22 protein-coding genes and 2 pseudogenes are annotated in these 24,895 nt (G+C 51.4%); 18 read left to right on the forward strand and 6 right to left on the reverse strand.

The window, feature by feature from the left end; genetic code table 11:
• Positions 1–92: 92 nt before the first annotated feature.
• From CX511_RS07475 to CX511_RS07535, 13 genes and pseudogenes are all read left to right on the forward strand, one after another.
• A complete protein-coding gene (locus tag CX511_RS07475) occupies positions 93–1,226 on the forward strand; it encodes an NAD-dependent epimerase/dehydratase family protein (protein ID WP_101293049.1) in 1,134 nt (377 codons plus the stop codon).
• Entirely contained in the window at positions 1,226–2,230 is a 1,005-nt protein-coding gene (locus CX511_RS07480; RefSeq protein WP_101293048.1) for a WaaS/CpsH family glycosyltransferase, read from the forward strand. Before CX511_RS07475 ends, CX511_RS07480 begins: the two co-directional genes overlap by 1 nt.
• Positions 2,231–2,270: 40 nt before the next feature.
• The gene (locus CX511_RS07485; RefSeq protein ID WP_143527759.1) at positions 2,271–3,593 is read left to right on the forward strand and encodes a hypothetical protein; all 1,323 of its coding nucleotides are present in this window, start codon (positions 2,271–2,273) and stop codon (positions 3,591–3,593) included.
• A complete protein-coding gene (locus CX511_RS07490) occupies positions 3,593–4,861 on the forward strand; it encodes a lipopolysaccharide biosynthesis protein (protein ID WP_143527757.1) in 1,269 nt (422 codons plus the stop codon). Before CX511_RS07485 ends, CX511_RS07490 begins: the two co-directional genes overlap by 1 nt.
• A 2-nt stretch (positions 4,862–4,863) precedes the next feature.
• Positions 4,864–6,111 (forward strand): hypothetical protein, encoded by a 1,248-nt coding sequence (locus tag CX511_RS07495; RefSeq protein WP_101293045.1) that lies wholly within the window; start codon positions 4,864–4,866, stop codon positions 6,109–6,111.
• A gap of 1 nt (position 6,112) precedes the next feature.
• Complete coding sequence (locus CX511_RS07500; RefSeq protein WP_101293044.1) at positions 6,113–6,667, forward strand: acyltransferase; 555 nt, start codon at positions 6,113–6,115, stop codon at positions 6,665–6,667.
• A gap of 45 nt (positions 6,668–6,712) precedes the next feature.
• Positions 6,713–7,573: a 3-deoxy-8-phosphooctulonate synthase gene (kdsA, locus tag CX511_RS07505; protein ID WP_101293043.1), complete on the forward strand. Its 861-nt coding sequence runs from the start codon at positions 6,713–6,715 to the stop codon at positions 7,571–7,573.
• A gap of 3 nt (positions 7,574–7,576) precedes the next feature.
• A complete protein-coding gene (locus CX511_RS07510; RefSeq protein ID WP_101293042.1) occupies positions 7,577–8,536 on the forward strand; it encodes a KpsF/GutQ family sugar-phosphate isomerase in 960 nt (319 codons plus the stop codon).
• A gap of 29 nt (positions 8,537–8,565) precedes the next feature.
• Entirely contained in the window at positions 8,566–9,663 is a 1,098-nt protein-coding gene (locus CX511_RS07515) for an acyltransferase family protein (protein WP_101293041.1), read from the forward strand.
• 649 nt (positions 9,664–10,312) lie between these two features.
• On the forward strand, positions 10,313–11,698 hold the full coding sequence (locus tag CX511_RS07520; protein ID WP_101293040.1) for an undecaprenyl-phosphate glucose phosphotransferase: 1,386 nt from the start codon (positions 10,313–10,315) through the stop codon (positions 11,696–11,698).
• A gap of 26 nt (positions 11,699–11,724) precedes the next feature.
• On the forward strand, positions 11,725–12,966 hold the full coding sequence (locus tag CX511_RS07525) for an O-antigen ligase family protein (RefSeq protein ID WP_101293039.1): 1,242 nt from the start codon (positions 11,725–11,727) through the stop codon (positions 12,964–12,966).
• Positions 12,967–13,122: 156 nt separating this feature from the next.
• On the forward strand, positions 13,123–14,235 hold the full coding sequence (locus CX511_RS07530) for an acyltransferase family protein (protein WP_101293038.1): 1,113 nt from the start codon (positions 13,123–13,125) through the stop codon (positions 14,233–14,235).
• Positions 14,236–14,450: 215 nt separating this feature from the next.
• A pseudogene (locus CX511_RS07535) lies at positions 14,451–14,749 on the forward strand (ComEA family DNA-binding protein).
• A 119-nt stretch (positions 14,750–14,868) separates the two neighbouring features.
• Here the strand turns inward: CX511_RS07535 and CX511_RS07540 are convergent.
• Both CX511_RS07540 and CX511_RS07545 read right to left on the reverse strand, forming a co-directional pair.
• Entirely contained in the window at positions 14,869–16,017 is a 1,149-nt protein-coding gene (locus CX511_RS07540; RefSeq protein ID WP_158240005.1) for an acyltransferase family protein, read from the reverse strand.
• 219 nt (positions 16,018–16,236) lie between these two features.
• Positions 16,237–16,414, reverse strand: a pseudogene (locus tag CX511_RS07545) (IS256 family transposase); the annotation flags it as partial.
• 224 nt (positions 16,415–16,638) lie between these two features.
• Here CX511_RS07545 and CX511_RS07550 point away from each other — a divergent pair.
• Together CX511_RS07550 and CX511_RS07555 are read left to right on the forward strand one after the other, a co-directional pair.
• Positions 16,639–16,965, forward strand: a complete 327-nt coding sequence (locus CX511_RS07550) for a ComEA family DNA-binding protein (protein ID WP_101293036.1) — start codon at positions 16,639–16,641, stop codon at positions 16,963–16,965.
• Positions 16,966–17,108: 143 nt separating this feature from the next.
• Positions 17,109–17,903 (forward strand): SDR family NAD(P)-dependent oxidoreductase, encoded by a 795-nt coding sequence (locus CX511_RS07555; RefSeq protein ID WP_045186944.1) that lies wholly within the window; start codon positions 17,109–17,111, stop codon positions 17,901–17,903.
• Positions 17,904–17,933: 30 nt separating this feature from the next.
• Here CX511_RS07555 and CX511_RS07560 read toward each other — a convergent pair whose 3' ends face one another.
• Positions 17,934–18,101, reverse strand: coding sequence for a DUF2897 family protein (locus CX511_RS07560; RefSeq protein WP_082071392.1), 168 nt, complete (start codon positions 18,099–18,101; stop codon positions 17,934–17,936).
• A 179-nt stretch (positions 18,102–18,280) separates the two neighbouring features.
• Between CX511_RS07560 and pyrF the strand changes: the two genes are divergently transcribed.
• The gene (pyrF, locus tag CX511_RS07565; RefSeq protein WP_045186947.1) at positions 18,281–18,982 is read left to right on the forward strand and encodes an orotidine-5'-phosphate decarboxylase; all 702 of its coding nucleotides are present in this window, start codon (positions 18,281–18,283) and stop codon (positions 18,980–18,982) included.
• A gap of 5 nt (positions 18,983–18,987) precedes the next feature.
• Here pyrF and CX511_RS07570 read toward each other — a convergent pair whose 3' ends face one another.
• Positions 18,988–19,992 (reverse strand): NADP-dependent oxidoreductase, encoded by a 1,005-nt coding sequence (locus tag CX511_RS07570; RefSeq protein WP_101293035.1) that lies wholly within the window; start codon positions 19,990–19,992, stop codon positions 18,988–18,990.
• Between the two features lie 231 nt (positions 19,993–20,223).
• Here CX511_RS07570 and CX511_RS07575 point away from each other — a divergent pair, with 231 nt between their 5' ends.
• Complete coding sequence (locus CX511_RS07575) at positions 20,224–20,985, forward strand: SDR family oxidoreductase (protein WP_101293034.1); 762 nt, start codon at positions 20,224–20,226, stop codon at positions 20,983–20,985.
• 1 nt (position 20,986) lies between these two features.
• Here the strand turns inward: CX511_RS07575 and CX511_RS07580 are convergent, their stop codons facing one another.
• The gene (locus CX511_RS07580) at positions 20,987–21,826 is read right to left on the reverse strand and encodes a hypothetical protein (protein WP_101293033.1); all 840 of its coding nucleotides are present in this window, start codon (positions 21,824–21,826) and stop codon (positions 20,987–20,989) included.
• A 108-nt stretch (positions 21,827–21,934) separates the two neighbouring features.
• Positions 21,935–23,098 (reverse strand): MFS transporter, encoded by a 1,164-nt coding sequence (locus tag CX511_RS07585; RefSeq protein WP_101293032.1) that lies wholly within the window; start codon positions 23,096–23,098, stop codon positions 21,935–21,937.
• Between the two features lie 114 nt (positions 23,099–23,212).
• Here CX511_RS07585 and CX511_RS07590 point away from each other — a divergent pair, with 114 nt between their 5' ends.
• Entirely contained in the window at positions 23,213–24,610 is a 1,398-nt protein-coding gene (locus tag CX511_RS07590) for an aminotransferase-like domain-containing protein (RefSeq protein WP_101293031.1), read from the forward strand.
• Positions 24,611–24,895 lie beyond the last annotated feature (285 nt).

Raw genomic sequence — 24,895 nt, forward strand, 5'->3', positions numbered from 1 at the left:
AGAATCTGATGCATCTGCGCCGTATTGCACTCAGCTCCCGCAACAGCCATACTTATTTTTTTGTGCTTTTTTCGAGGAAAGGAACAGTATCAATGAAGATTCTCATCACTGGCGGCGCAGGTTTCATCGGTAGTGCGCTGGCAATTGCACTTGAGAAAAGAGGAGATGAGATAACTGTTCTGGACAACCTCTCACCGCAAATTCATGGTGAAAAACCTGAGGCATCTGCCCTTGTTCAGCGCCTGCCATCCTCTGTCCGCTTCATCAAAGGGGATGTTCGTGATCGCAACGCTTGGGCAAGTGCACTGGCGGGGCAGGAAATTATTGTCCATTTGGCGGCTGAGACCGGCACCGGTCAATCCATGTATGAAATTGACCACTATGTAGACGTCAATGCTCGCGGTACATCGCTGATGCTTGACATGTTGGCTAAGAAGGAAGCTGGCAGCGAATCCGTACGTCGCTTAGTAGTTGCGTCCTCACGCGCTATTTACGGTGAGGGTAAGTATCAAGGTCGTAATGGTTTCGTCTATCCTGTTGCGCGTGCCTTGGACGATTTGCAAGCTGGCATTTTCGAGTGTCGCGATCCGGACAGTGGCGACATTGCTACGCCGGTGCCGACCGACGAATCCTCACGCATACATCCTAGCTCGATCTATGGCATTACAAAGCAGGTGCAGGAACAATTGATTCTCACCGGCGGCGCTGCCTTGGGAATCGGAGCGGTAGCGCTTCGCTATCAGAACGTGTACGGTCCCGGACAGTCGCTGAAGAACCCCTATACAGGCATCCTCTCGATTTTCTCTACCTTGCTGCTGCAGGGCAAAGACGTGAATATTTTCGAAGACGGCAAGGAAAGTCGCGACTTCGTATTTATTGATGATGTCGTCGATGCCACCATCGCCGCTATCGACTCCGATGTGACCGGTAAGGCCTACAACGTGGGTACAGGCGAAGCTACCGACGTACTGACCGTGGCTCATTCGCTCAAGTCCAACTATGGTACTGGGGGGGAAATCAAAGTTTCCGGCAATTTCCGTATTGGCGATATTCGTCACAACATCGCCGATCTTTCCAGCATCAAGAAAGACATCGGGTTCGTGCCGAAAGTATCCTTTGCTGAAGGTGTTAAAGCCTTCTCCCAGTGGGTCAAGACCCAAGAAATCAGCGATTCTGGCTACGAGCGCTCAGTCAGTGAGTTGCGTGCTAAGGGCTTGCTGAAGTGATGGATGACGTACAGAACCTGGTTGGCAAGCGTGTGTTGTTTATCGCCCCGATGTTCTTCGGTTACGAGAAACTTATCAAGGCTGAGCTTGAGGCCAAAGGCGCACGGGTCGAATACTTCAACGATCGCCCAGACAACAGTTTCTGGACCAAGGCGCTGATCCGCGTGGATCGGCGTCTGTTGGCACGCAAAACTGATGCTTATTACCGCAACATCATCGAGTCTACTCGTGGCCAAACCTACGATCATGTCCTGATTGTGCGCGGTGAAGCCATGTCGATGCAGGTGCTGCAGCAGTTGCGTCAGGCTCAGCCTCAAGCTCGATTGAGTCTGTACCTTTGGGACTCAATGCACTACAACCCGAATGCGCGGAAGTTGCTGGACAAGTTTGATCAAGTATTTTCCTTCGACCGTTCGGATGTAGGGCAGAACCCGAAGATGCAGTTTCTGCCCCTTTTCTACGGGCGGGAGTTTGAGTCCTCGGCGCAGTGGCAGGGTACGCCGCTATACGACGCGTGTTTCATCGGTACCATCCACACAGATCGTTATAAGGTGCTGGAAAAGATCATCGATAGCCTGCAGGAGCGGGGTCATAAGGTGTTCGTATTCTGTTACTACCCTTCTAAACAACTGTATCGACTGCGCGCCTTGGTTGACCCCGGCTTCCGTCGTTTTGGTCGAAAATACGTTAATTTCACCGGCATGAAGCTCACCGAAGTGGTCAGCCGCATAGCAGAAAGCCGAGCAGTGATCGATGTGAATCGACCCGACCAGTTGGGGCTGACGATGCGTACAATTGAAGCAGTAGGTGCGCAGCGTAAGTTAATTACCACCAATGCCGATGTGGTCAATTATGACCTATACAATCCGCGCGGTGTGTTACTGGTAGACAGACAGAACCCAATAATCGACGAAGAGCTTCTGTTTAATGATGAATTACCATTTGACCCGGCCCTGCGCGAAAAGTATTCGGTTTCTGCGTGGGTAAACCGGATTTTTCGATGAAGTATCGATCTGTATTTCGCCATTGCGTCTAATAATTATTATGCATACTGAAACATTAAAAAGGCAATTAGGTTTAGATAAGTTTCTGGCTTGGGTCGCCCTGTCTTCTATTTTTGTTTCAGGTCTTTATATTGAAACAAAATTCGGAAATTTATTTTTTTCGTATTTTTTGATGGTGGCCACGTATGCGCTGATAGTTGCACGAACTGGGTCTTTCGGCCTTCGCAAGGCGTATGGGGTTTTCTTCTTTTTGTTGGTCGGGGTTTCATGCTTAGGATTTCTTATCTCGGGATTTAACTACGGGGTGGACTTCGAGCGATTCACCGCTATCGTCGCAAAAATCGTGATGTTGGTGTTTTTTGTACTCTTTTTCACAACCGTCCATAATCTCTGTGGAAGATCGGCAAGGCTTCTGTTTCAGCGTTATTTGGAAGTTGCATCTGTTTTTGCTGTTCTTGGTATTTTGCAAGAAGTTGTTTTCGTGGCTTCTGGTGTGAATTTTATTGCTCCTCTCACTAATGGAGCAAAAGACTTTGGTTCGTATCTAGGTATTGCTGGCTTGAGTGTCGAACCTGCGTTTTATGCTTGCTCCTTGTTGCCTGCAGGTGCCTATTACGTATCGAACTTTACACGTACCTTCAAGCTTGGGCTGTTAGGGGGGGCAGTCATTGGGGCAATTCTTCTATCGACATCTTCGCTCGGATATTTAGGTTTGTTTATATCGGCAGCGATCACTGTTTTGTTTGGTATAAAGCTTCGCCATATTTGGGTGGTGTTTATTCTATTACCACTCTTTGGCTTTGGTGCATATAAAGTTAGTCAGTTGCATTTTTTTCAAATGCGCATGAATGACACGATTGCAGTGCTTTCAGGCGCGGAGCTCACAATGACCACTGGTATGAATATCAGTACCTATTCGCTCGCAGTGAATATGTCTATGTCCCTGCGCTCGCTTCAAGATAATTATGGTTTTGGTACTGGTTTCGGTACTTATAGCTCGGTTTTTGATCACTATATTGATAACTATGAGATGCCCAATTATCGAGATGACTTGCCGGGGCGTGGCTCAGCAACTTCACTCTTTGCGCGTCTGACCGCTGAGTTGGGTGTGGCGTCATGGGTTGCTTTTTTTGTTTTCTTTATTTGGAGCTGGCGCGAGATTCGCCGAGGTGATACCCCCGCTATTAGTATTGCCTATGCTGCTACTTTGATGATTATTCTGTTGCGAATGGGTGAGTATTACGTTAATGGAGTAGTTCTTGTGTTTTTGATGATTTATTGGCTCCATCTTGAAGGTCGCCACCAAAGGGCGAAAGTTAACACTTCGATAAATTTCTCTCGGGCCACCGGGCACTCCGTATAATGGATTTTAAACGTGCAGTTGCGGTATTGAATACGCTCGTTCTTCGTGGGCTTGGCTCTGGAGTTTCAGTATTATTTACAGTGATGATTTCGCGCTATTTACCTACTGAGTCAGCTGCTCATTTTTTTTTGCTATTCAATATCAGCACCATTGCAGCTGTTTGCTTTCGTTGGGGGTTGGATGAAGTAATCATCCGTCGTATAGCTAAATTACTTCCAAGTGAAATTGAGCCAGTATCGCGGCATCTTACAGTATTGTCGCATCGGCGTGTGGCTCTATGGACAATAGTTTGCTTGCTCTCAGCGTTCGTGGTTTATCTTCCGGTTTTTAGCAACGTATTGCCATCGGTTGAGTCATTAAATCTAGCAATTGCGCTTTGTGCTGCGACATTTGTGGCCTTGACTGCATGCGCTGCACGCGTTTTGCAGGGCGATGGTCGTACAAATCTCGCCACCTTCCTTTTAAATATAGTTGTGCCAGGACTCTCCCTCTTCGGACTGTTTCTGTTGATTAGCTTCAAAAAGCCTGACGCTCGCGACTTGATTGTTTTATATGCTAGTGTGGCAGTCGGAGTTTATCTAGTAACCGTTGTTGGTCGTTATGGCAATCCATTGGCATTGTTCACGGCGGCCTTCAAACTCCAATGGCGTAGCGCGGACAGCAGTGCTGCCAATAAGCTGGGGCTGGTGGTGTTGGCACAGCAAGTGGTGGGCTGGGCAGCATTACTAATAGTCCCCTATGTCTATGGCGATTACGCCTACAAAGGGTTCGTGGTGGTACAAAAAGTCGCCACACTTATCAGCTTGACTATGTTGGCGGTAAACTTCACCTTTTCCCGGCGCTTCGCATCATTGTATGCCGGTGGCGACCTGCAGGGATTGCGAAACATGGTACGTTATTCCTTTCTTGCTATTATCGTCGCCAGCCTCGGCATCACACTGTTCATCGTGTTAACACGCCACTGGTTGTTCGCCTACGCACAGATAGATGTCGAAATGACAAACTTGTTGCTAATTTTGCTTGCCAGTCAGTTCTTCTTTTCAATTTCTGCCTTGTTTTCAGTAGTGTTGAGTATGGCGCATGACGATAACTATTTGTTTGTTGTCCAGGCAGCTATCAACGGGACCAGCGCTGTAATCTTCATTATTGCTTGCCAATTTCTTCCATTGGAGGCGGCCTCCTTATTGTTGGTCGCTTCCTACTTTGTCCTTTCACTTGCCCTTGGCCTACGTGTGCACTATCTAACCGGCATAGCTAAGGAGGCATAAGAATGAATCAGTTCGTAGATTATAAAAAAATTCAAGCATTCAAAACTTGTCGCACAGCTATGTTGAAAGGTGTTAATTATGCGCACGTTGTTGCTCCATTTTTATACGATAAATCTGTGCTCGGTTTTTTCAAGAAACTGATGTTTTCCTTGTTTTTTTCTACGCGTGTCACAATGCATGAGTCGAAAGGAAATGCATTGCTTTTGTATTACTCATGCCGGCATAAGCGTAGGGCTGATTATGATTATATTCCACAGCGATTGCGTGAGTTACTTGGCACTCGGTGTGAGTATTTTGAGTCTTTAGAACGATTCTCATTCGTCCAGGCGCTACACACACTTAAAAAAATTCCCGAGGCATGGCGGTGCGCTGATGGCTATCGCGTTAATTATTTTCATCGGTTGGGTTGCGCCTTGCTAATTGCAAAATATAGCTCAACTGCAGAGCGGGTGTTTCTCCCATTTTTGCAGGATAAGCGCAGGCTCGTTACTTTTTGTGATGCCCAGGCACCGGAAAATTTATTGGCACAAATGGCAAATTTCTCTGGTATTGAGACCTTTACCACCCAGCATGGACAGTATCGAATTCTTGAAGCCTGTAATATAAGTTCTGATGCCGAAGTGTATGAAAATTTTGTTTCAAATTACATTTTTTGCTGGGGTGAGGCAACACGGAAAGACTTCGTGAGAGTTGGCTTCAAACCCGAGCAGTTCATAATCACAGGTTGGATAAAGCAATGGACTAGTGTAGCTAGCCATGCGCAGCTTGGAGTATTTGGAGTGATGCTCAATGGTGAAAATGGAAGAGAGTCTAATGCTGAACTATTGAAAGCTGCAAAGTCCGTTGCTGGTTCGCTAAATTTAAGTTATTTAGTTCGCTTACATCCATGGAGCAAGCCAAAGCAATATGCGGAATTTCTCGATCATCGATGTTCAGGTATAGGCCATTACGGCTTGTCCTCATATTTAGGACAAGTCGACTTTAGCCTTGCACACATGACGGGTGCAAGCATAGAAATGTTGTATTCCAGTGCTCCTATTTATTTGTTGGATGACGGGAAGCTCGCTGACGCATTTCGCGTTAATGGCTTGAGTTATAGCACTCCAGATACAATCGCTGCTGCAGTATTTAAAGATATGCAGTTTCCGGATTTGGCAAGGAAAAGAATCCAAAGTCTCAGCAAGTGGTTCAATGATGATAATGCTCAGGCCGCACGTATTTGTGCCGCCTTGCTCGATGAGAGGAACTGAGATGCACCGTCTATTTAAACTACTCTGGGGTGCTCGTGCATTATTCTATAAACTCATTTTCGGCCGCCTTTCCATACCAAGTTACATTGGCCCGCCAGTATTTCTCATGAATACCCGACGAATGTATATTGGCAAACGTGTCCGGATTTTTCCAGGACTACGGGCAGAGTGTCACGGGGAAGGACAGCTTTTTGTACACGACAATGTGTCTATAGGCCAAGGCTTTCATGTTATTGCCAGTGGCGATCTACATATTGAAACGGGTTGCTTGATTTCCGCTAACGTATTTGTCACCGATACTGACCACACGTTTGATCGTGTTGACAAGCCTGTGTTCGATCAGCCTGACAGGATCAGACCTACCCGCATCGGTGAAAACTGCTTTCTTGGCATCGGAGTTCGCATTCAGGCCGGAACGATCCTTGGCAAGGGTTGTGTAGTTGGTGCGAATTCGGTTGTTCGCGGAGAGTTTCCCGATCACTGTGTGATCGTTGGCGCGCCTGCTCGTGTAATTAAACATTACGACCCTGCATTGGGACAGTGGCAGCGCTGCTGATTGGCTACGAATTACGACCCTTTTATTTAGAGACGAACTACACTCATGATCATCGCTCCTGTCACCGTCCATATTAACGACACAATTGCTGTCGCCAATGACAAGCCGTTCGTGCTGTTCGGTGGAATAAACGTGATTGAAGACTTGGATTCTACCCTTCGCGCTGCCGAGCACTACGTTAAAGTTACAGAGAAGCTGGGCATCCCCTACGTGTTCAAGGCGAGTTTTGACAAGGCTAATCGTAGTTCGATCAAGTCATTTCGCGGTGTTGGTATGGACGAGGGATTGCGCATTTTCGCTGAAGTAAAAGCCCGCTTCGGTTGTCCAGTCATCACCGACGTGCATGAAATCGAGCAGGCTGTACCGGTCGCCGAAGTGGTGGATGTGTTACAGATTCCTGCATTTCTTGCCCGCCAAACCGATCTGGTCGTGGCTATTGCCAAAACAGGGCGCGTGATCAACATCAAGAAGCCACAATTCCTTTCACCTTCACAGATTAAACATATCACCGCGAAGATCCTGGAAGCCGGTAATGATAAAATCATTCTGTGCGAGCGTGGCAGCCAGTTCGGCTATGACAATCTGGTGGTCGACATGCTCGGTTTCCACGAGATGATCGAAGCTTCTGGCGGATATCCAGCAATTTTCGATGTCACCCATAGTCTGCAGCGCCGTGATGCTGGCAGCGAGGCCTCCGGCGGTCGTCGTCGTCAGGTTGCGGAGCTTGCACGTGCAGGTATGGCGGTTGGATTGGCCGGATTATTTCTGGAAGCCCATGCTGACCCAGATCAGGCCCGTTGCGACGGTCCTAGCGCCTTACCGCTGGACAAACTGGAACCGTTTCTGGCCCAGATCAAGGTGCTGGACGATGTAGTTAAAGCTTTCCCTGTAATGGACATTCGCTAACCCATGGACAGTAAGAATAGTAATTCCACCACACAGCCAAATTACCTTGCTTCTGCTCGTCGGGTCTTCCATATCGAAGCTGAATCGGTAGCAGCACTGTCAGCTAGGTTGGACGCAAACTTTAGCACTACTGTTGATCGCGTATTACGCTCCCGTGGTCGAGTTATTGTTTGTGGTATGGGTAAGTCTGGAATTATCGGTAAGAAAATTGCGGCTACGCTAGCAAGTACGGGAACACCTAGTTTCTTCATGCATCCTGGTGAAGCCTATCATGGCGATTTGGGTATGGTGACGAACGAGGATGTGTTTGTTGCTATTTCCAACTCCGGTGAAACCGATGAAGTAATTAAGCTGTTACCGTTTCTGAAGGATAATGGCAACTTTCTCGTTGCGATCACTGGTAACTCGTCCTCTTCATTGTCGCGCGCTGCCGATTGTCATCTTGACGTGCACGTTGAGCAGGAAGCTTGTCCACTACAATTGGCTCCGACATCCTCTACTACCGCAACTCTTGCGATGGGCGATGCTTTGGCTGTGACCTTGATGGAGGCGCGGGGGTTTAAGCCCGAGCATTTCGCTCGTTTTCACCCAGGCGGTTCTTTAGGTCGTCGCCTTTTATCCTTTGTAGAAGATGAGATGGTCAAGGACGACTTACCGTTCGTAGCTGAGGGAGCCAAAGTTTTAGAGCTGATTAAAATAATGACTCATGGCTCCTTAGGGCTGGCTATTGTTGAAGCGGAAGAAGGTTGGGGAGTGGTGACCGATGGTGATATCAGGCGCGCCATCGAGTGTTATGGTGAAGATGTATTTTCCAAAAAAGCCATTGAGCTGATGAGTGCTGAGCCGGTTACTATTTCTGTGGGGACTCGAATTGAAGATGCTTTATCTGTGATGGAGAATCGTCAAATTACCTCTCTGCTAGTGAAAAAGAATAATGACGTTGTCGGCGTATTCAAAAAATAAGTTGCTGTTCTATATTGGCAGGGGGGAGGATGGATACGCGAGTCTTGACTGGGCTAAGGTTTCTGGCCGCAGCAATTGTTGTTATTTTTCATTTTGGCAAGGACGTTGAGTTGGTGTCCTCTGTAGGTAAGGGTTTTTTGACTGCAGGGCCACAAATGGTTGGCTTTTTCTTTGTGCTTTCCGGATTTATTATGGCTTACGTCTATTTGGCGCGGCCTGATTTTCGGATTGGCGAGTATTTTGTCGCGCGATTTTCCAGGATTGTTCCGGTTTACATGCTGGCATTATTGAGCCTGCTCTGTTTTAGGTCCTTTGGGGGGTGGCAGTTGGTTGTTGATGTGACTCTTCTTAAGGCTTGGTTTCCTCAATTTGCGGCTTGGGGTAACTATCCTGGTTGGTCGATATCTGTGGAGTTGTTTTTTTATACGATTTTCCCTTTTGTACTTATATTAATAAAGGATTTGAAATTTTCTGCTTTTGGATTTGTTGGGGCGGCGCTATTGTTTTGGGTGTTTTCTCAGCTTGTGTTGGGTAATCTGTATTCGTCTGATTTATATAAAGTTGGTGGGAAATTTGGGCATGGCCTGATTTTTTACTTCCCACTGTCACATCTCTCCAGTTTTATACTAGGACTAGCAACGGCATATGTATTGCTTGCTTATAGGTCGAGTCTTGGCACTACCCTTGCTGTTAGATTGTGCTTCCTTGGTGCGTGGGGAGCTGCTTATCTAATATATGAGATTCTAAATACTAGGGTATCTACCTTTTTAGGTATTAAAATATTGAATGCTGCTGGAGGTTTGGCCCCACTCTATGCGTTGTTTATTTTTTCAGTCGTTGTCGCTTCTCGCGGCTTTGGGTGGCTCTTGGCGAATAAGACCTCTGTTTTACTAGGGGAGGCAAGTTATGCGCTGTATATTCTTCAGTTGCCGGTTTTCCTTGCTTTCAATAAGTTTTTCGTGGGTAGCCATTTACTTTCTGGAGACACTGCTTTCTATCTGTATTTTTTATTCCTTGTGATGATTTCTATTTTGGTCTTCATGTTTGTGGAGAGGCCAGCTCGGGATTGGTTGAATAATGTTTATCGACGGTTCACATCGTCTAGTAAACAGACCTGTGTGGCGTAGTTTTCAGTATGCCAGAAATACTATTTAAATTGATGTCGTTAAGCGTCTATATGCTAGGATGAATACTATCTTTTTCTCCTGGTGTGTATTGGGATTGCACGTGGCTTTGCATTATTGGTTGAGCGAGGTACATTGGTGATCCCTGCTACGATAATGGTGTCCTAGGTAAGCGAGATGCCTATTAATCGTACTAGCCATTGATAAAAATAAGGATTACCAGGGCCCGCTTATGCTTTCCAGCGTGCGTGGGGGGAATGGCTCTGGTGACTTTCGAGAGACTCCGGGTTAACACGTGAATTGGTTTACAGTTTATTTCAGGCAATGCATCGTTGCTCAGAGAGGGTCTGTCATGCCGCGCGATTCTTACACGTAAACACCGTCAACCTTCAAATGATACGGTCTGATTCGCGCCAGCAAGCCGGGCAGGGCACGACCCGAGTCATCTTGGCGAGAAAGCAGTTTTGGAGGAGCGGTTGTCGACGTATTCAGATCTCGAAAATTCACCTGACCCGTCTGGCGGCTCGGCTTAGGCGGTTGGGTCCCTTGCTGCATATTTGAAGACGTGTTCGGAGTTTCCTTAGAAATCTGCAGTAAAGGGCAGTATTATTGTCATCCTCGTTCGCGTTCAGTCGGAGTTTTTGTAAAGGATATGCAAGCTATTCCTCGTTATAAGCCAACCTTTGCCGAGCGCTATCCGGTGCCTGTTTTTGTGGCGTTACTGGATTTTTTGATTGTACTGATAGCAGGTGTCCTGGCTCATTATTACCGCTTTGGTAGCCTGGAAATGAACGGCCGTTACAACACCGCGACGATGCTGACGGCGATTGTGGTCGTGCTCTGCCTAGGAATGGGCGGGGTTTATGGTTCCCAGCGAGGGTACGCGTTCTTACGTCAATTTACTGTACTGTTGGCTGGGTGGTTCGCAGCGGCCGGCATTTTGCTATCGCTTACGTTTTTTCTGAAAGTTTCCGAGAACTATTCGCGAATATGGTTCAGCACCACACTGCTTGCAGGTGGAGGATTGAGCTTATTGCTTCGTTTGACAGTCTTCTTGCTGCTGCGGCGATTGCGCGCGTCGGGGATGAATCTGAAAACCGTTTTACTTGTGGATTCAGGCGGCATGTTGGCCAGCCAGTTGAGCAGCGGCCCTGCGCTTGACGAATATGGTTTCAAGGTGGTTCAAAGTCTACCGTTCCGTTTGGAAGAGGGCTGGTTGGAACATTTGGTTGCAAAAGTCAACGAGCTAGGAGTGCATGAGGTCTGGTTGTGCTTGCCGCTGAGCGAAGGCGGAGGGATTCGTTCAATTATGTATGCACTTCGCCATCATACTGTTGCAGTCCGATTTATTCCTGAGTGGGATGATATTCCTCTGCTTAATCACAAAGTCAGTCATATAGCGGGTGTCTATTCGCTTGACTTGAGTTGTAGTCCCATGGATGGGCCGCCACGCTTGCTCAAGCGTTTGGAAGATCTCGTGTTGGGCGCTTTAATTTCATTGCTGATTGCACCAGTTTGCTTGATGATTGCGATAGCAATCAAATTGACCTCGAATGGACCAATTTTGTTCAAACAGTACCGTACCGGTATTAACGGAAAGCGTTTTAAGGTTTATAAATTTCGTTCCATGGTTGTTCATCGGGAGAATTCGGAGAGTGTGACTCAGGCAACGCGGAATGATTCGCGCATTACGCGAGTTGGCGCGTTTCTAAGGCGTACAAGCCTTGATGAGTTGCCGCAGTTTTTCAATGTGCTGCAGGGACGTATGTCTATTGTTGGGCCGCGTCCTCATGCTTTATCACATAATGAATACTATAAAGATTTGGTTGAATCATACATGCAGCGTCACAAGGTCAAACCGGGTATTACTGGTTGGGCTCAAGTTAGCGGCTATCGCGGCGAAACCGATACGTTAGAGAAGATGAAGAAGCGAGTGGAGCACGATCTTTGGTATATCGGTAACTGGTCGCTTTGGCTGGACTTGAAGATAATCTTTCTAACAGTATTCAAGGGTTTTATAAATAAAAACGCGTATTGATGTTGGTGCGAGTGTAGCGAGAGCATATGAAAATTGGCAAATTAAGTGCCGTGACTGAGCATTTTATGACCATTCGTTGGTCGGCAGTAATGGCTTGGATGTTAACTATCGGATTCTTTGTTCAGATAAGTGGTAAGGTCTGGATAGTCTCGGGTAGTGGTCGAAATGCTCAAATTTATATATGGCTATTGTTGCCAGCTCTGATTTTTTCACTCTACAGAATTATTGCGAAGGGTGGCTTCAAGCTTGATTTAAAGTATCTACCGTGGGCCTTGTTCCTAGGTTGGGTGGCGATGAGTACGTTGTGGGCTACAGGCTCCGAAGCCAGTCCGCACACGTTAGCGAAGCGCTGTCTTTTCATCGGGATATACTTAGTGTCGATTAATTTGTTATTTAACCGTCATGAGATGTTTTTTCGCCGTGCCTTGCTGGCAGCTGTGATCGTGGTTGCTTTTGGAGCCATGGTAAGTTTGATCTATCAATATGGTGTGCTCGACAAGCCAATGACTTATCGCGCATTTCGGATAGACCGCATGGGGGTCGGAGATTTTGCAAACTATGGTTGGCCTGTAGCTGCTGGTATTTTCAATGGTGCCGTAGCTACTTGGGCAATCGGGATGGCACTTGATAAACGAATTAGTAACTGGGCAACGTCTGCTTGGTTGATGGTCTTCATTGTCCTGGCTGCTTATGTGTTAATGACAGGGACACGGGGCGCCTGGTTCGCGCTACTTGTCGGTTGCATATTTGCGGTGGTAATGCAGAAGTCAAAGCGTGGCATTTGGGGGGTGGGGCTCTTTGCAGTTGTTGCCTTTGCTGGGGTTTTTCTTTTTTGGGATCAAATAGTTGATGAGGTGGGAAGGCGGCAGTTATCCGGTCGCGGACCAATCTGGGCTTACTACTTCGACATTATGTCGGGACATTGGCTCTTTGGGCATGGGTTAGGTACTCCCTTCGAGTATGTGTGGCCGAATGGGAAAATGATTTCCCCTCATGCTCATAGCCTCTATCTACAGCAAATTTTCGATAGCGGTGTAATCTCATTTGGGTTATTGATTTTTGGTCTATTGGGGTTGTGCTACAAAGCTTGGCATCTGCGCAACGATCCTTGGGTTCGTTTGACTTTTCCGGCGTTAGCGTATGCATTGATCGCAATGCTGACTGATGTTGAGCGAATTATCACGCGACCTAGTGATTATTGGACGGTTTTCTGGTTGCCAGTTGCTATTTTACTTGCGGTGCCGAATCGTCTGAAAGAATCTGGATGAAATCATTTTAATCTCAGGTTTATCGATTAAAGCCAATCAGGGTGTAGCAGTTCACGAGTGCAGACTTCCCTATTTTGCTACACCCATTAGTTGTCTCTTGATAATTTGCGTGGGCCGTGATGTAGGCTGCACGCTCTAGGCCTTGGTCTTACCACTATGACACTAACAAATTTACTTCCTTTAATTATTTTTTCACTATTTTTATTTTTTGCCTGGGCAGTGACAGCTAGGTCTAGTGTTACTGAAATTTCTAATGGTAATAGGTTTGATTATATAGATGGGCTTAGAGGCATAGCAGCGGTAGGAGTGGTCGCTACTCATTTCTGGAGAATAACACCATCGGGCTCTGGGGTGTCATTCCTATTTGAAGGTCGTGCTAATTATGGTCCACTAGGTGTTCAGATTTTTTTTTGTATTACAGGCTTTTTATTTTTTGGCCAAATGATTCACAGGAGAGGCGAATTTTCTTGGGATGTTTTCTATCGTTCAAGGGTTAGGCGCATAGTTCCAGGATACCTCGTATTCTATGTGCTCGGTGTTATGGCGGTGATTATCTATGGGGATGTTGGTAAGGCTTCTTTTGGTCAGTTGGCAAATATCGTAGATATGGCATTTATGGGGTTTGCGGGGAAAGGCGAGGGTAAAGTTTTTGCCGCTGTTCACCTTGATCTTATATTTGGCGTGATCTGGACGCTTAAGTATGAGATTCTTTTTTATACGTCATTTCCTTTTGTGGTTTACTTTATTGCTCGAGTGGGTGTTGGCGCAGGCTTTGCGATTATCTTTGCTATTGTTATGTACGAGTTGGCGAGGACAGGCGAAACTTTTTTCGGGTACTTTCTAACCGGGGGTGTCGCTTATCTTTTGGCAAGAAAGTTTAGTCCTCCTATTGCGGTTAGGTTGGTTTTTGGGTTTTTTATCCTATTTTTGGTTTTCTATTTGATTTACTCCAGCTATCCATCATATGGGTGGGAGCGCTTTTTACTAGCGTCTTTGTTGTTTTTGCTTATTGCTTTGTGTAAGCCGAAAATTCTTTCCTCTAGACCGCTTAGGTTGTTGGGTGATATAAGTTATAGTATGTATCTTTTACATGCTCCGGTTTTGATTGTTAATCGGGTTTTTTTTAGGGATGTTGTTTCTGTTGGTCATTACGGGGGAGGGGTGTTTATACTCGTGACTTTTGTCGGTGTTATGACAGTGTTCGTCTTGTCGCTCATTCAGTATAAATACATCGAACTTCCATTTATTCGTAAATCTAGTATTGGCTAGTATTGGCTAGTTGTGGTTAGTGAATGAGGAAGTCGATTAGTTGATATTGCGTATGTTATCGATAGTTCTGGAGTTGATGAACTCCCCTCGTCTGATTCAGTAACGATTTCCCCAACATTTGACTCCCTCCAGTCCGTTCTAAGTTTCAAAGGCAGCTAAGGAAAAGCTGCCTTCGCAACCACATAGGAGTCTCAACACATGCGTAACACCGTCCTGTGCTAGCTGCTGCTCCCTCTGTTCGCAAGCGCCTCCCTGCAGCACCCGCCGCTGATCCTGTTGTAGCCCCGGTGGCAGTCGTCGCGGCACAACACCCCGTCGCCGCCTGGACCTGAATACCGCCGACGCCCCAACCCTGCAATCCACTCTGGCTGGCATCGGTAAAACCAGATCTGAAGCCATCGTCGCTTATCGCGAAGAACATAGAGCCTTCGCTTCAGTGGGTGAGTAGGTGGAGATCAAGGGCATCGGCAAGGAGCTGCTTGAACGCAAGCGTTACGAGTTCAGCGTTAACTAGCGCTTCCACAGAATGCCGGCCTAGTCGGAAGGAACGCTCACTGCTGCGTCCTGCATAATGCTAACTCGCTGTCCGCATGAAAAGTGCCGACAGTTTAAGTGTCGACGCTTTGTGTCGCGTTATGTTGATCGGTATGACGAATTGATTTGTATGGTACGGGCTGGCCTTGGTCGCATAAATCTTAATTCTATATAGCGATACGAAAGAGCGCCAAATATTGCTGTCGCCAGTAGTGATGCCGATGCTGAAATTATTAGTTGATCTGTAGGGGAGTTGATGTGTTTTTTTGCTGAGAGCACAATCATTGGGTACAGTGGCAAGTGCCAGATGTATAAGCTGTAACTTGAGCGACCGATCGCGGTAAATGGTTTGCTTTCAAGTGCTCGTATTGTTGCTGATGCTTGGCTTGAGTTTATTATGGAATAAATAACCATGGCTACAGACAGGGCAATCAATGTATAGCCAAATATCTGAAGCCAAGGAATGGCTTTAAATAGTACGTCGCTTTTTGTTATCTTGTACAAGATTCCTAATAGAACTAAGATCCCTATCAGCCCAATGAGGGGTGGGAGCTTTGATCCTTTGCATTCCTTCAGGGTTGCCAGGAAAACACCACAAGCAAGCGCATCACCTCTGCATGTCGTGAATGCATATATAGCGTTGTCGAAATTTTCATGCCCTATATAGATAAGGGTTACTCTCGATGCGATGGCTATGATGATTGCCAGGATCGCAATGTTTCGAGCAGATCTTATTAGGATCATCGCAATAGGGAAAGTTATGTAGAAGTGCCACTCCACTGCCAGAGACCAGAAGTGAACCAGCGTGAAGCCTGGCCCGCCTAGCGGTGACCGCTCGCCCCAGACTGTTGGTATGTTTGATGACAGTGTCCATATTGAATACTGGTTTTCTACGATTTTACTTTCTGGGTAGAAGATTAACGACAGGCTCAAGAATGTTATGGCACATACTGCATACGTTGGTATTAGTCTGAGAAATCTCTTTTTTATGAATTTAGCATAGCCGCCTGTTGAACTTATTGGGTTTTTGATGAGTGTTGTTGCTATTAGGTAGCCGGATATAACAAAAAAAATATCAACCCCGATCCAACCAATAGAAAAAATTTTCCCTAATGTCTCTCCAATAAGACCAGTCGAACTGAATGCATCTGGAAAAAACGATGCATAGTGAAAAAATATAACAAGAGCTACGGATACTGCTCTCACGCCATCTAGGCCGGGTATGTAGTTTATTTTGTTGGATTCCAAAGAACTCTCGCCACTCGTGCCCATGGACTGCATTCTCAGATTCAGATAATCAAAACGGGCATTCTATCCAACACTCGTCACAGAGCGGGTTTATTTTTGTCTGTGCTCAACCGGACTATGGCTCTCTACAAGATCGACAGCTGGGTGCGGGTAGCCGCGTTTCTGGGTCAGGTCGGGCACGCATCTGGCTAGGTGCGCAAACTGGTCGAAAACCTGAACGTTGGTCTCATATTCTGGGCGCTGCGCGCCCGGCGGATAGCACAAGTGGTGACCGACTTCGGCCCTCAGGGATCGCTCAATCAGGTCCTTCTTGAGCGGCGCAGAGGCATCCCAATAGCTTCAGCGGTCATCGCCCCGTCGGCGAGCTGCTAAGCAGCTCTTTCGGGATTTTCGGCAGTTCTCGAAGTGCTTGGCACGCGGGTTTCTTTTTTGTTGGCTTACATACACCTCTTGCTCATGTTATGCCCGAACACAAAATTTCTGCCCCCCCACTCCCAACCCTCCGTCCGATTCAGTAACGATTCCCCCACCCCCCACCATTTGACTCCCCCCCAACCCGTTCTAAATTTCAAAGGCAGCCAAGGAAAAGCTGCCTTCGCAACCACCTAGGAGTCTTAACCCATGCGCAACACCGTCCTGTCCTACCTGCTCCTCCCTCTGTTCGCCAGTGCCTCCTTCTCATTAAGTGCAGCACCCGCCGCTGACCCAGTTGTAGCCCCGGTGGCGGTCGTCGCGGCACAACACCCTGTCGCCCGCCTGGACCTGAACACCGCCGACGCTCCAACCCTGCAATCCACCCTGACGGGCATCGGCAAAACCCGAGCTGAAGCCATCGTCGCCTATCGCGAAGAACACGGAGCCTTCGCTTCAGTGGATGAATTGCTGGAGATCAAGGGCATCGGCAAGGCGCTACTCGACCGCAACCGCGACCGGCTCACCGTTAACTAGCGCTCCCATAGAGGCCGGTCACTGACCGGCCTTCTTGTTTGGGGAGTGCCTTTGGTCAGTCGGATTTGTATAAATATTACGTTGGTAATATTTTCTCTTGGGCAGGCTCATCCGTCCTCAGCCAGTCCCCGGAGATCACCGCTATGTCAGCTTCCACGCTAACCCCCACCGCACTCATCACCGGCGCTTCTTCCGGCATCGGTGCAGTCTATGCCGAACGATTGGCCGCCCGTGGCCACGATGTATTGTTGGTCGCGCGTGACCGGCAGCGGCTCGAAGCCCTGGCCGCAGATCTGCAAGCCCGCCATGGCGTCAATGTCGAGGTTCTGGCGGCGGATCTTTCGCAGCCCAAAGACCTGTCCCACGTCGAGCAACGTCTACGCACTGATCAGAGTATTGGGGTGCTGGTCAACAATGCCGGTATCGCCATGCACGGCACGTTGGCCGAGGCGACACCAGAGCAAATTGATGCCTTGGTGGCGCTCAATATTGTCGCCGTTACACGCCTGGCTTCAGCTGCGGCCGCCCAGTTCGGCAAAGCAGGTCGCGGCACCATTATTAACCTGGCATCGGTGGTGGCCTTGGCACCGGAGATGTTCAATGCTGTTTACAGTGCCAGCAAAGCGTACGTATTGAGTCTCACCCAGACACTGCACGGCGAGCTGAGGGACAAAGGCGTACAAGTGCAAGCGGTGCTGCCTGGCGTAACCCGCACCGAAATCTGGGAACGCTCTGGGCTGGATGTCGCCCATATCGATCCACGGATGGTGATGGAAGTGGGGGAGATGGTCGATGCCGCGCTGAGTGGGCTGGACAGCAAGGAGTTGGTGACGATTCCGTCATTGCCCAACGCTGCAGATTGGCAGGCGTTGATTACGGCGCGCGATGCGCTGGGGCCGAATTTGTCGCGCAGTTCAGCCGCAGCACGCTATAAGTGATGCTTTAGGTGGAGCGGGGAACGCGTGGGCTCAGCGGTCTTGCGCATCCTTGGCATCCATCTCTGCGTTGCGCTCATGCACGCGCTTGAGCTGTTCCTCGGTCAGGGGCAGCTTTTTTGCGGTATCACGTAGCAGCATCAGGCCACCCACGATGGAGCCTATTGCGAGCACCATTATCAACCAGGCATACCAAGGCATGTTGTTCTCCTATGAGCGGCGAATGATGCCGCTCCTGTAAATTGGAACCGTTCCATCATTCAGTGGTTCAATTATAGGTGCGGCGCCACCGGCGGGCCAATTCGCGATCATTGGCCCCCAACAATCCGTTACATCGTTTACAATGCGCGCCGTTCAAGACTTGCCAAGAGACCCGCCTCATGTCCGCCTGCCAGACGCCCATCATCGTCGCCCTGGATTTCCCTACCCGTGACGCCGCCCTGAAGCTGGCGGATCAGCTCGATCCGACCCTGTGCCGGGTCAAAGTTGGCAAGGAGCTGTTCACCAGCAGCGCATCGGGGATTGTCGAAACCCTGGTCGAGAAGGGCTTCGAGGTGTTCCTCGATCTGAAATTCCACGATATTCCCAACACTACGGCCATGGCGGTTAAAGCCGCGGCAGAAATGGGTGTGTGGATGGTCAACGTGCATTGCTCCGGCGGTCTGCGCATGATGTCCGCGTGCCGTGAGGTGCTGGCCAAGCGCAGTGGCCCGCAGCCGTTGCTGATCGGTGTAACGGTGCTGACCAGCATGGAGCGTGAGGACCTGGCCGGTATCGGTCTGGATATCGAGCCGCAAGAGCAGGTGCTGCGTCTGGCGGCACTGGCCGAGAAGGCCGGGATGGACGGCTTGGTGTGTTCGGCACTGGAAGCGCCAGCGTTGAAGGCGGCGCATCCGTCGCTACAACTGGTGACGCCAGGCATTCGCCCGGCGGGCAGTGCGCAGGACGACCAGCGTCGTATCCTGACCCCACGCCAGGCCCTGGACGCCGGTTCCGATTACCTGGTGATCGGTCGCCCGATCAGCCAAGCCGTCGATCCGGCGCAGGCCTTGGCGGCGGTGGTAGCCGAAATCCGCGCCTGAAGAGGTTAGACCTTCAGCACCAGCTTGCCGAAATTTTCCCCGCTGAACAGCTTCAATAGCGTCTCGGGGAAAGTTTCCAGCCCTTCCACTACATCTTCCTTGCTTTTCACTTTGCCGCTTGCCAGCCAGCCGGCAATCTCTTGTGCGGCCTTGCCGTAGTTGGCGGCATGGTCCATGACCACGAAGCCTTCCATCCGCGCACGGTTGACCAGCAATGACAGGTAGTTGGCTGGGCCTTTGACCGCCTGTTTGTTGTTGTACTGGCTGATGGCGCCGCAGATCACGACGCGCGCTTTAAAGTTTAAGCGGCTGAGTACGGCATCAAGGATGTCGCCACCCACGTTGTCGAAGTACACGTCGACGCCTTTTGGGCATTCGCGCTTAAGACCTTCCAGGACATCGTCGGCCTTGTAGTCGATGACGCCGTCAAAGCCCAGTTCATCCTTCAAGTACTGACATTTCTCGGCGCCGCCGGCGATACCGACGACCCGGCAGCCTTTGAGCTTGGCAATCTGCCCGGCAATGCTGCCCACCGCACCGGCGGCACCGGAGATCACCACGGTTTCACCTTCTTTCGGCGCGCCGACGTCGAGCAGGGCAAAGTAGGCGGTCATGCCGGTCATGCCCAGGGCAGACAGGTAGCGCGGCAGCGGTGCCAGTTTTGGATCGATCTTGTAGAAGCCCTGCGGCTCACCAACAAAGTAGTCCTGCACGCCGAGGGCGCCATTGATGTGGTCGCCGACGGCAAAACCGGGGTGTTTCGAGGCGATCACTTCGCCCACGCCCAACGCGCGCATCACTTGGCCAAGCCCCACTGGCGGGATATAGGACTTGCCTTCGTTCATCCAGCCGCGCATGGCTGGGTCCAGGGACAGATACAGATTTCTCACCAGCACCTGACCTTCGCCGGGTTCGCTCACCGGTACCTGTTCGAAGGTGAAGTCGTCACGGCTGACTGCTCCGATTGGACGTTTGCTGAGCAGGAAGCGGCGGTTGCTCTGTGCAGTCATGACAGCGGCTCTCGTGTAAAGGGCAAAGAGTGTTGATAGACCCTCCCTGGCATTCAGGCAAGGTTTACCCAATTGGCGAATGCAATGCGATCCATAAAGGTGATTGAGCGCTAGCTGCATAATCACCTGCAGCGATAACCCTTCAACCGGCCTCCTGATGATGCTGCCCATCACGGCAATTGCCTGCCTAGACTCCAGGCCACTGACCTCACTTTGTTGCAGGAGCTAGCGATGAGCATGAGTTTTTCTGGCCAGGTTGCCTTGGTCACCGGGGGCGCAGCAGGTATTGGCCGGGCGACGGCGCTGGCCTTTGCGGCTGAAGGTTTGCAGGTGGTGGTGGCAGACCTCGACGCTGTCGGCGGCGAAGCCACGGTCGAAGTGATCCGCGCGGCAGGCGGTGAGGCACTGTTCATCGCTTGTAATGTCACCCGTGAGGCCGACGTGCAGCAGCTGCTGGCACGCACTGTCGAGGCCTATGGGCGGCTGGACTATGCCTTCAACAACGCCGGTATCGAAATCGAGCAGGGCCGTCTGGCCGAAGGCAGCGAAGCGGAGTTCGACGCGATCATGGGCGTCAACGTCAAGGGCGTGTGGCTGTGCATGAAACACCAGCTACCGTTACTCCTGGCCCAGGGCGGTGGTGCGATCGTCAACACCGCGTCAGTGGCCGGGCTGGGCGCCGCACCGAAGATGAGTATCTACAGCGCCTCCAAGCATGCGGTGATCGGCCTGACCAAGTCAGCGGCGATTGAGTACGCCAAAAAGAAAATCCGTGTCAATGCCGTGTGCCCGGCGGTAATCGACACCGACATGTTCCGCCGCGCTTACGAGGCCGATCCGCGTAAAGCCGAGTTTGCTGCAGCCATGCATCCAGTTGGGCGCATCGGTAAGGTCGAGGAAATTGCCAGCGCCGTCCTCTATCTGTGTAGTGATGGCGCCGCGTTTACCACCGGTCAAGCCTTGGCGGTCGATGGCGGGGCGACGGCGATCTGATCTACCAGCGCGACTGCAATTTGCCTTCAAGAAACACGGCACGTCGGTCTTTACGGCCGATGTGTTCATGTTTGCTCAACTGATAGCAGTGCTGGAAGCGTGCGCGGTCGATATCGGCATAGTGCCCCAATGCGGCATCGACCAGTTCGTCGTAGCGCGCTTCGGTGATAAATCGGTAGATTTCCCGGTGGTAAAAGAAGCCGAACTGAAAGCCGAGGGTCTCGCTGAGGAAGGCCGTGGGCCGGCAGAAGCAGTTTTCCAGGTCGATGGCCTGCGCTGGGCCTGGGAGCTCGTCCGGCATCATCACGTTGGCGGCCCACAGGTCCATATGGCTGATGCCTTGCTGGTGCAGCGAGTGCAGGAGCTCAAAGGCGCTGGAGATTAAGGTCTCGACCTGCAGCGGCTGAGCATTTACCCATCTCCAGCCGTCGGTGTGGCCGGTGAGCAATTGGGTGATGATGTAGAAGTCATCCATCAAGCCCAGTCGATCTTTGGTGTAGCCAAAGCCGATCAGCGGCGCGACACGGGCACCGCGTTTGTGCGCTTCGGCAGTGTTGACCAGCTCTTCAATCATCCAGTCATTGAGGTTCTGGCGTTTAGCGCCACCGAAGGCCACGCGCAGCTTTTTCTTCAGCGACTCCAGCGGATGGCGTTTGGTGAACAAGGCGCTTTGCGTGCAATCCAGGGGGGCGCTGATGCGGTCACTTGAGCGCTTTTGCTCGACCAGGCGCTGCAAGGCCTGAGTGGTGAAGGTGGCGGGGGCGGACTTGAAGTGTAATGTGGAGCGACGGTGGTTGAGCGTAAAGGAAAACTCGTTGACCAAATCCTTGCATCCGCCCACAGTTCGCGTCTCTATATGTCAAAATGCCATCGTCAAATAACTGTAACATTTTCAGGGCGTTTATACATTTTCTTTCACCGCCGTTGATGCACCCAAGTCACTGATTTGTCAGGGAACCATTGGCTGAATGGGCAACTGTCGGCAGTGTTGAAACAAGCGGGCGCCAAGCAATACGCAGCCGAGCAGCAAGCCGGCAGCGAATACCAGTAAGGCAACCCTGGCACCCAGGTGGTCGGCCAGCAGCCCGGTAAAGATCACCGGCAGGCTGAAGCCCAGGTAAGCGAGCAGAAAGAATCCTGCGCTGGCGCGGGTTTTCTCCGTACCTGCCAGCAGGTTCACGGCTGACAGTCCTCCCAGATAAACAAATCCATAGCAGGCGCTGCTGGCCGCCACGGTGCCCAGCAGCACCGCCACAAGCTGACCACTGTCGGCACCCCAGGCCAGCAGGGCATAGCTGCACGGCAAGATCATCAAACCGACCAGGGTCGCTTTGGCCGGTTCCAGGCGTCGGGCCAACGGTTGGAATAACAAGCCACAGCTGATCACGCAGAAGGTTGAGAAACCCGACCAGCTGGCCAAGTCATGCTGCTTCAGGATCGAGGGCAGCAAGGCGATCACCAGGCCGACGCAGGCCCAGGCCAGCAGTATTGCCAAACCATAGACCAGGCTGCCTGTGGGGTAGAAGGGCAGGCGCAGCCATGCGCCTTGCCTGTCGCCGCCTCGGTCCGGAAGGCGCCAGACCGCCAGTAAGGCCAGGCTGGCGAGCAGCAGATGCAGGTAGAAGCTCTCTGGAGCCAACGTCGGCCCGCGTAACAGAAACAGGCTAGTCAGTGCAGCGCCGAGACCAAAGCCCAGCGACGTGCTGGCGGTGACCCAGGTGGCGGCGCGCGAGCTGTCGTTGTTGGCCATCAGCTCGCTCATGTAAGCGGTGCCCGTCGCCGAAGCGAGGGCGGTACCAAGCCCGAGCAGCAAGCGGGCAAGCCCCAGTGTCTCCAGGGTTGGCGCCAGCAGCATCAATACGGTGGCCAGCATCGACAAGGACAGGGCAAGCATAATCAGCGGCCGCCGCCCGATCCGGTCCGCCAGGCCGCCGAGCAGCAACAGCACGGGGATCACGCCGACAACATAAGCCGAAAAAGCCACCGCCGTGGCCGCCGCGCCTCGTCCAGAAAGCTCGGCATAGGCGCCATACAGCGGCGCCTGCAGGTTGACCGCGAAAGTGATCAGGCACAGGGCAAAGGCCAGTAGGGCAGGGGAACACGGGTTGGGCATGGAACGGCTCCTTGTCGATGCCGCGACTATCCGGCGATCACCCAAGGCGCACAAGGCACACTACGCGCGGATTTGTGATTAACTGTTTGAACAAAATCAACGAACACTTTGCCCATGAAGCTGACACTCGACCGCCAATCTTCCACGCCGTTGGTGCAACAGGTCGCCGATCAGTTGCAGGCCTGGATTGACCACCAGCGCCTGCGCCCAGGCAGCCGCTTGCTCTCGATCCGGCAACTGGCGCGCGAGCAGGGTGTCAGTCAATCCTGTGTGATCGAGGCCTATGATCGCCTGGTGGCCAAGGGTGTGCTGGAGGCGCGCCATGGCGCCGGTTTTTTTGTCGCCGAGCAGCGGCTCAGCGAACCGCTGCGCGACCTGCCATTGCCCGATGAAACCCTCAGCAATCGCTGGCAACAGTTCAGCGACAACCCGGCGGAGCTGCTCAATCTGTGCTGCGGCTGGCTGCCTTCCAGTTGGCGCGCCAGTGAGGCGATTGCCCAGGCGGTGCGCCAGGTCAGCCGCGGGCCGCTTGAAGATTTGCTCGATTATTGTCCGCCCTTGGGGTTGGCCCGCTTGCGCAGTCAATTGCACAAGGGCTTGGGGCAGATCGGTATTCAGGTCAGCCCGCAGCAGATTCTCACCACCCAAGGTGCCAGTCATGGCCTCGACCTGCTGGTCCGCACTTTGCTCAAGCCGGGCGACAAGGTGCTGGTGGAAAGCCCTGGGTACTACAACCTGTACAACCTGCTGCGTCACCATCAGGTCGAGATGCTGCGGATGCCGCGCACCGCCAGCGGCCCGGACGTGGAAGTGGTGGAAACGCTGCTCAAGCGCCATCGTCCGCGCTGTCTGTACATCAACAGCCTGTATCACAACCCCACCGGCAGCAGCCTGACACCGAAAGTGGCGTATCGCTTGTTGGAACTTGCCCGTGAGCATGATGTGCAGATCATCGAAGACGATATCTACGCCGACTTCCAGGACGGTGCGGTGACCCGCCTGGCCACCCTCGACGCCGAGCAGCGGGTGATATACCTCGCCAGTTTTTCCAAGACCCTGAGCGGTTCGTTGCGCAGCGGTTACCTGGTGGCAGCACCGGCGCTGATCACCCGTCTGGCTGAGCTGAAGATGGTCTCGGGGCTGGGGACTTCCCGCTTCACCGAGCAGGTGGTGGCACAGATGCTCGCCAGTGGCAGTTACCGCAAAAGCGTGGCGCGCTTGCGTCCACGCCTGGCGCAACATATGGCCAAGGCGTTAGGGCAACTGGAGGCCAGTGGTTGGCAGGTGTTCACTGAGCCTTATGGCGGGATGTTTGTCTGGGCACGTTGCCCAGGTTGGGATTTTGCCGCGCTCAACCGTCAAGCAATGGCCTGTTCGGTATTGCTGGCGTCAGGCAGCGCTTTTGATCCGCAAGGCGCTGCCAGTGACTGGTTGCGCATCAACGTCGCTTACCTTCAGGACCAGCGTGCACAGGCGTTCTTGCAGCGCACAAGGCGACCTCCGTCGTCCTGAAAGCGACGCCTAGGTAGCCATTTGCTACTAATGCGATGCCTGCCTCTTGTGCCAGCACCGGCGCCATAGCCACTCTTCACTCTTGAGTCTTTGCCGGGGCAGTGGGGGAGGTGCGATGCATTCGCTCAAGCGTGGTTTTTTGGCCAACCTGAACATGGCGCGCAAGTTGGGCCTGGGTTTTGCCCTGGTCTTGCTGCTGACCGCTGTGGTGGCGATGTGTGGTGTTGCCGCCTTGCACAGCGTCGGTCAGCGATTTGAGGCGCTCAAGCAGATGACGGCGCTCAA

Origin of the sequence: Pseudomonas sp. S06B 330 (assembly GCF_002845275.2) — a bacterium.
Classification (GTDB): domain Bacteria; phylum Pseudomonadota; class Gammaproteobacteria; order Pseudomonadales; family Pseudomonadaceae; genus Aquipseudomonas.

Bases quoted from the DNA above. Each gene is read 5' to 3' on its own strand.
- CX511_RS07475 (WP_101293049.1), top strand. From the start codon at position 93: ATGAAGATTCTCATCACTGGCGGCGCAGGTTTCATCGGTAGTGCGCTG.
- CX511_RS07480 (WP_101293048.1), top strand. From the start codon at position 1,226: ATGGATGACGTACAGAACCTGGTTGGCAAGCGTGTGTTGTTTATCGCC.
- CX511_RS07485 (WP_143527759.1), top strand. From the start codon at position 2,271: ATGCATACTGAAACATTAAAAAGGCAATTAGGTTTAGATAAGTTTCTG.
- CX511_RS07490 (WP_143527757.1), top strand. From the start codon at position 3,593: ATGGATTTTAAACGTGCAGTTGCGGTATTGAATACGCTCGTTCTTCGT.
- CX511_RS07495 (WP_101293045.1), top strand. From the start codon at position 4,864: ATGAATCAGTTCGTAGATTATAAAAAAATTCAAGCATTCAAAACTTGT.
- CX511_RS07500 (WP_101293044.1), top strand. From the start codon at position 6,113: ATGCACCGTCTATTTAAACTACTCTGGGGTGCTCGTGCATTATTCTAT.
- kdsA (WP_101293043.1), top strand. From the start codon at position 6,713: ATGATCATCGCTCCTGTCACCGTCCATATTAACGACACAATTGCTGTC.
- CX511_RS07510 (WP_101293042.1), top strand. From the start codon at position 7,577: ATGGACAGTAAGAATAGTAATTCCACCACACAGCCAAATTACCTTGCT.
- CX511_RS07515 (WP_101293041.1), top strand. From the start codon at position 8,566: ATGGATACGCGAGTCTTGACTGGGCTAAGGTTTCTGGCCGCAGCAATT.
- CX511_RS07520 (WP_101293040.1), top strand. From the start codon at position 10,313: ATGCAAGCTATTCCTCGTTATAAGCCAACCTTTGCCGAGCGCTATCCG.
- CX511_RS07525 (WP_101293039.1), top strand. From the start codon at position 11,725: ATGAAAATTGGCAAATTAAGTGCCGTGACTGAGCATTTTATGACCATT.
- CX511_RS07530 (WP_101293038.1), top strand. From the start codon at position 13,123: ATGACACTAACAAATTTACTTCCTTTAATTATTTTTTCACTATTTTTA.
- CX511_RS07550 (WP_101293036.1), top strand. From the start codon at position 16,639: ATGCGCAACACCGTCCTGTCCTACCTGCTCCTCCCTCTGTTCGCCAGT.
- CX511_RS07555 (WP_045186944.1), top strand. From the start codon at position 17,109: ATGTCAGCTTCCACGCTAACCCCCACCGCACTCATCACCGGCGCTTCT.
- CX511_RS07560 (WP_082071392.1), bottom strand. From the start codon at position 18,101: ATGCCTTGGTATGCCTGGTTGATAATGGTGCTCGCAATAGGCTCCATC.
- pyrF (WP_045186947.1), top strand. From the start codon at position 18,281: ATGTCCGCCTGCCAGACGCCCATCATCGTCGCCCTGGATTTCCCTACC.
- CX511_RS07570 (WP_101293035.1), bottom strand. From the start codon at position 19,992: ATGACTGCACAGAGCAACCGCCGCTTCCTGCTCAGCAAACGTCCAATC.
- CX511_RS07575 (WP_101293034.1), top strand. From the start codon at position 20,224: ATGAGCATGAGTTTTTCTGGCCAGGTTGCCTTGGTCACCGGGGGCGCA.
- CX511_RS07585 (WP_101293032.1), bottom strand. From the start codon at position 23,098: ATGCCCAACCCGTGTTCCCCTGCCCTACTGGCCTTTGCCCTGTGCCTG.
- CX511_RS07590 (WP_101293031.1), top strand. From the start codon at position 23,213: ATGAAGCTGACACTCGACCGCCAATCTTCCACGCCGTTGGTGCAACAG.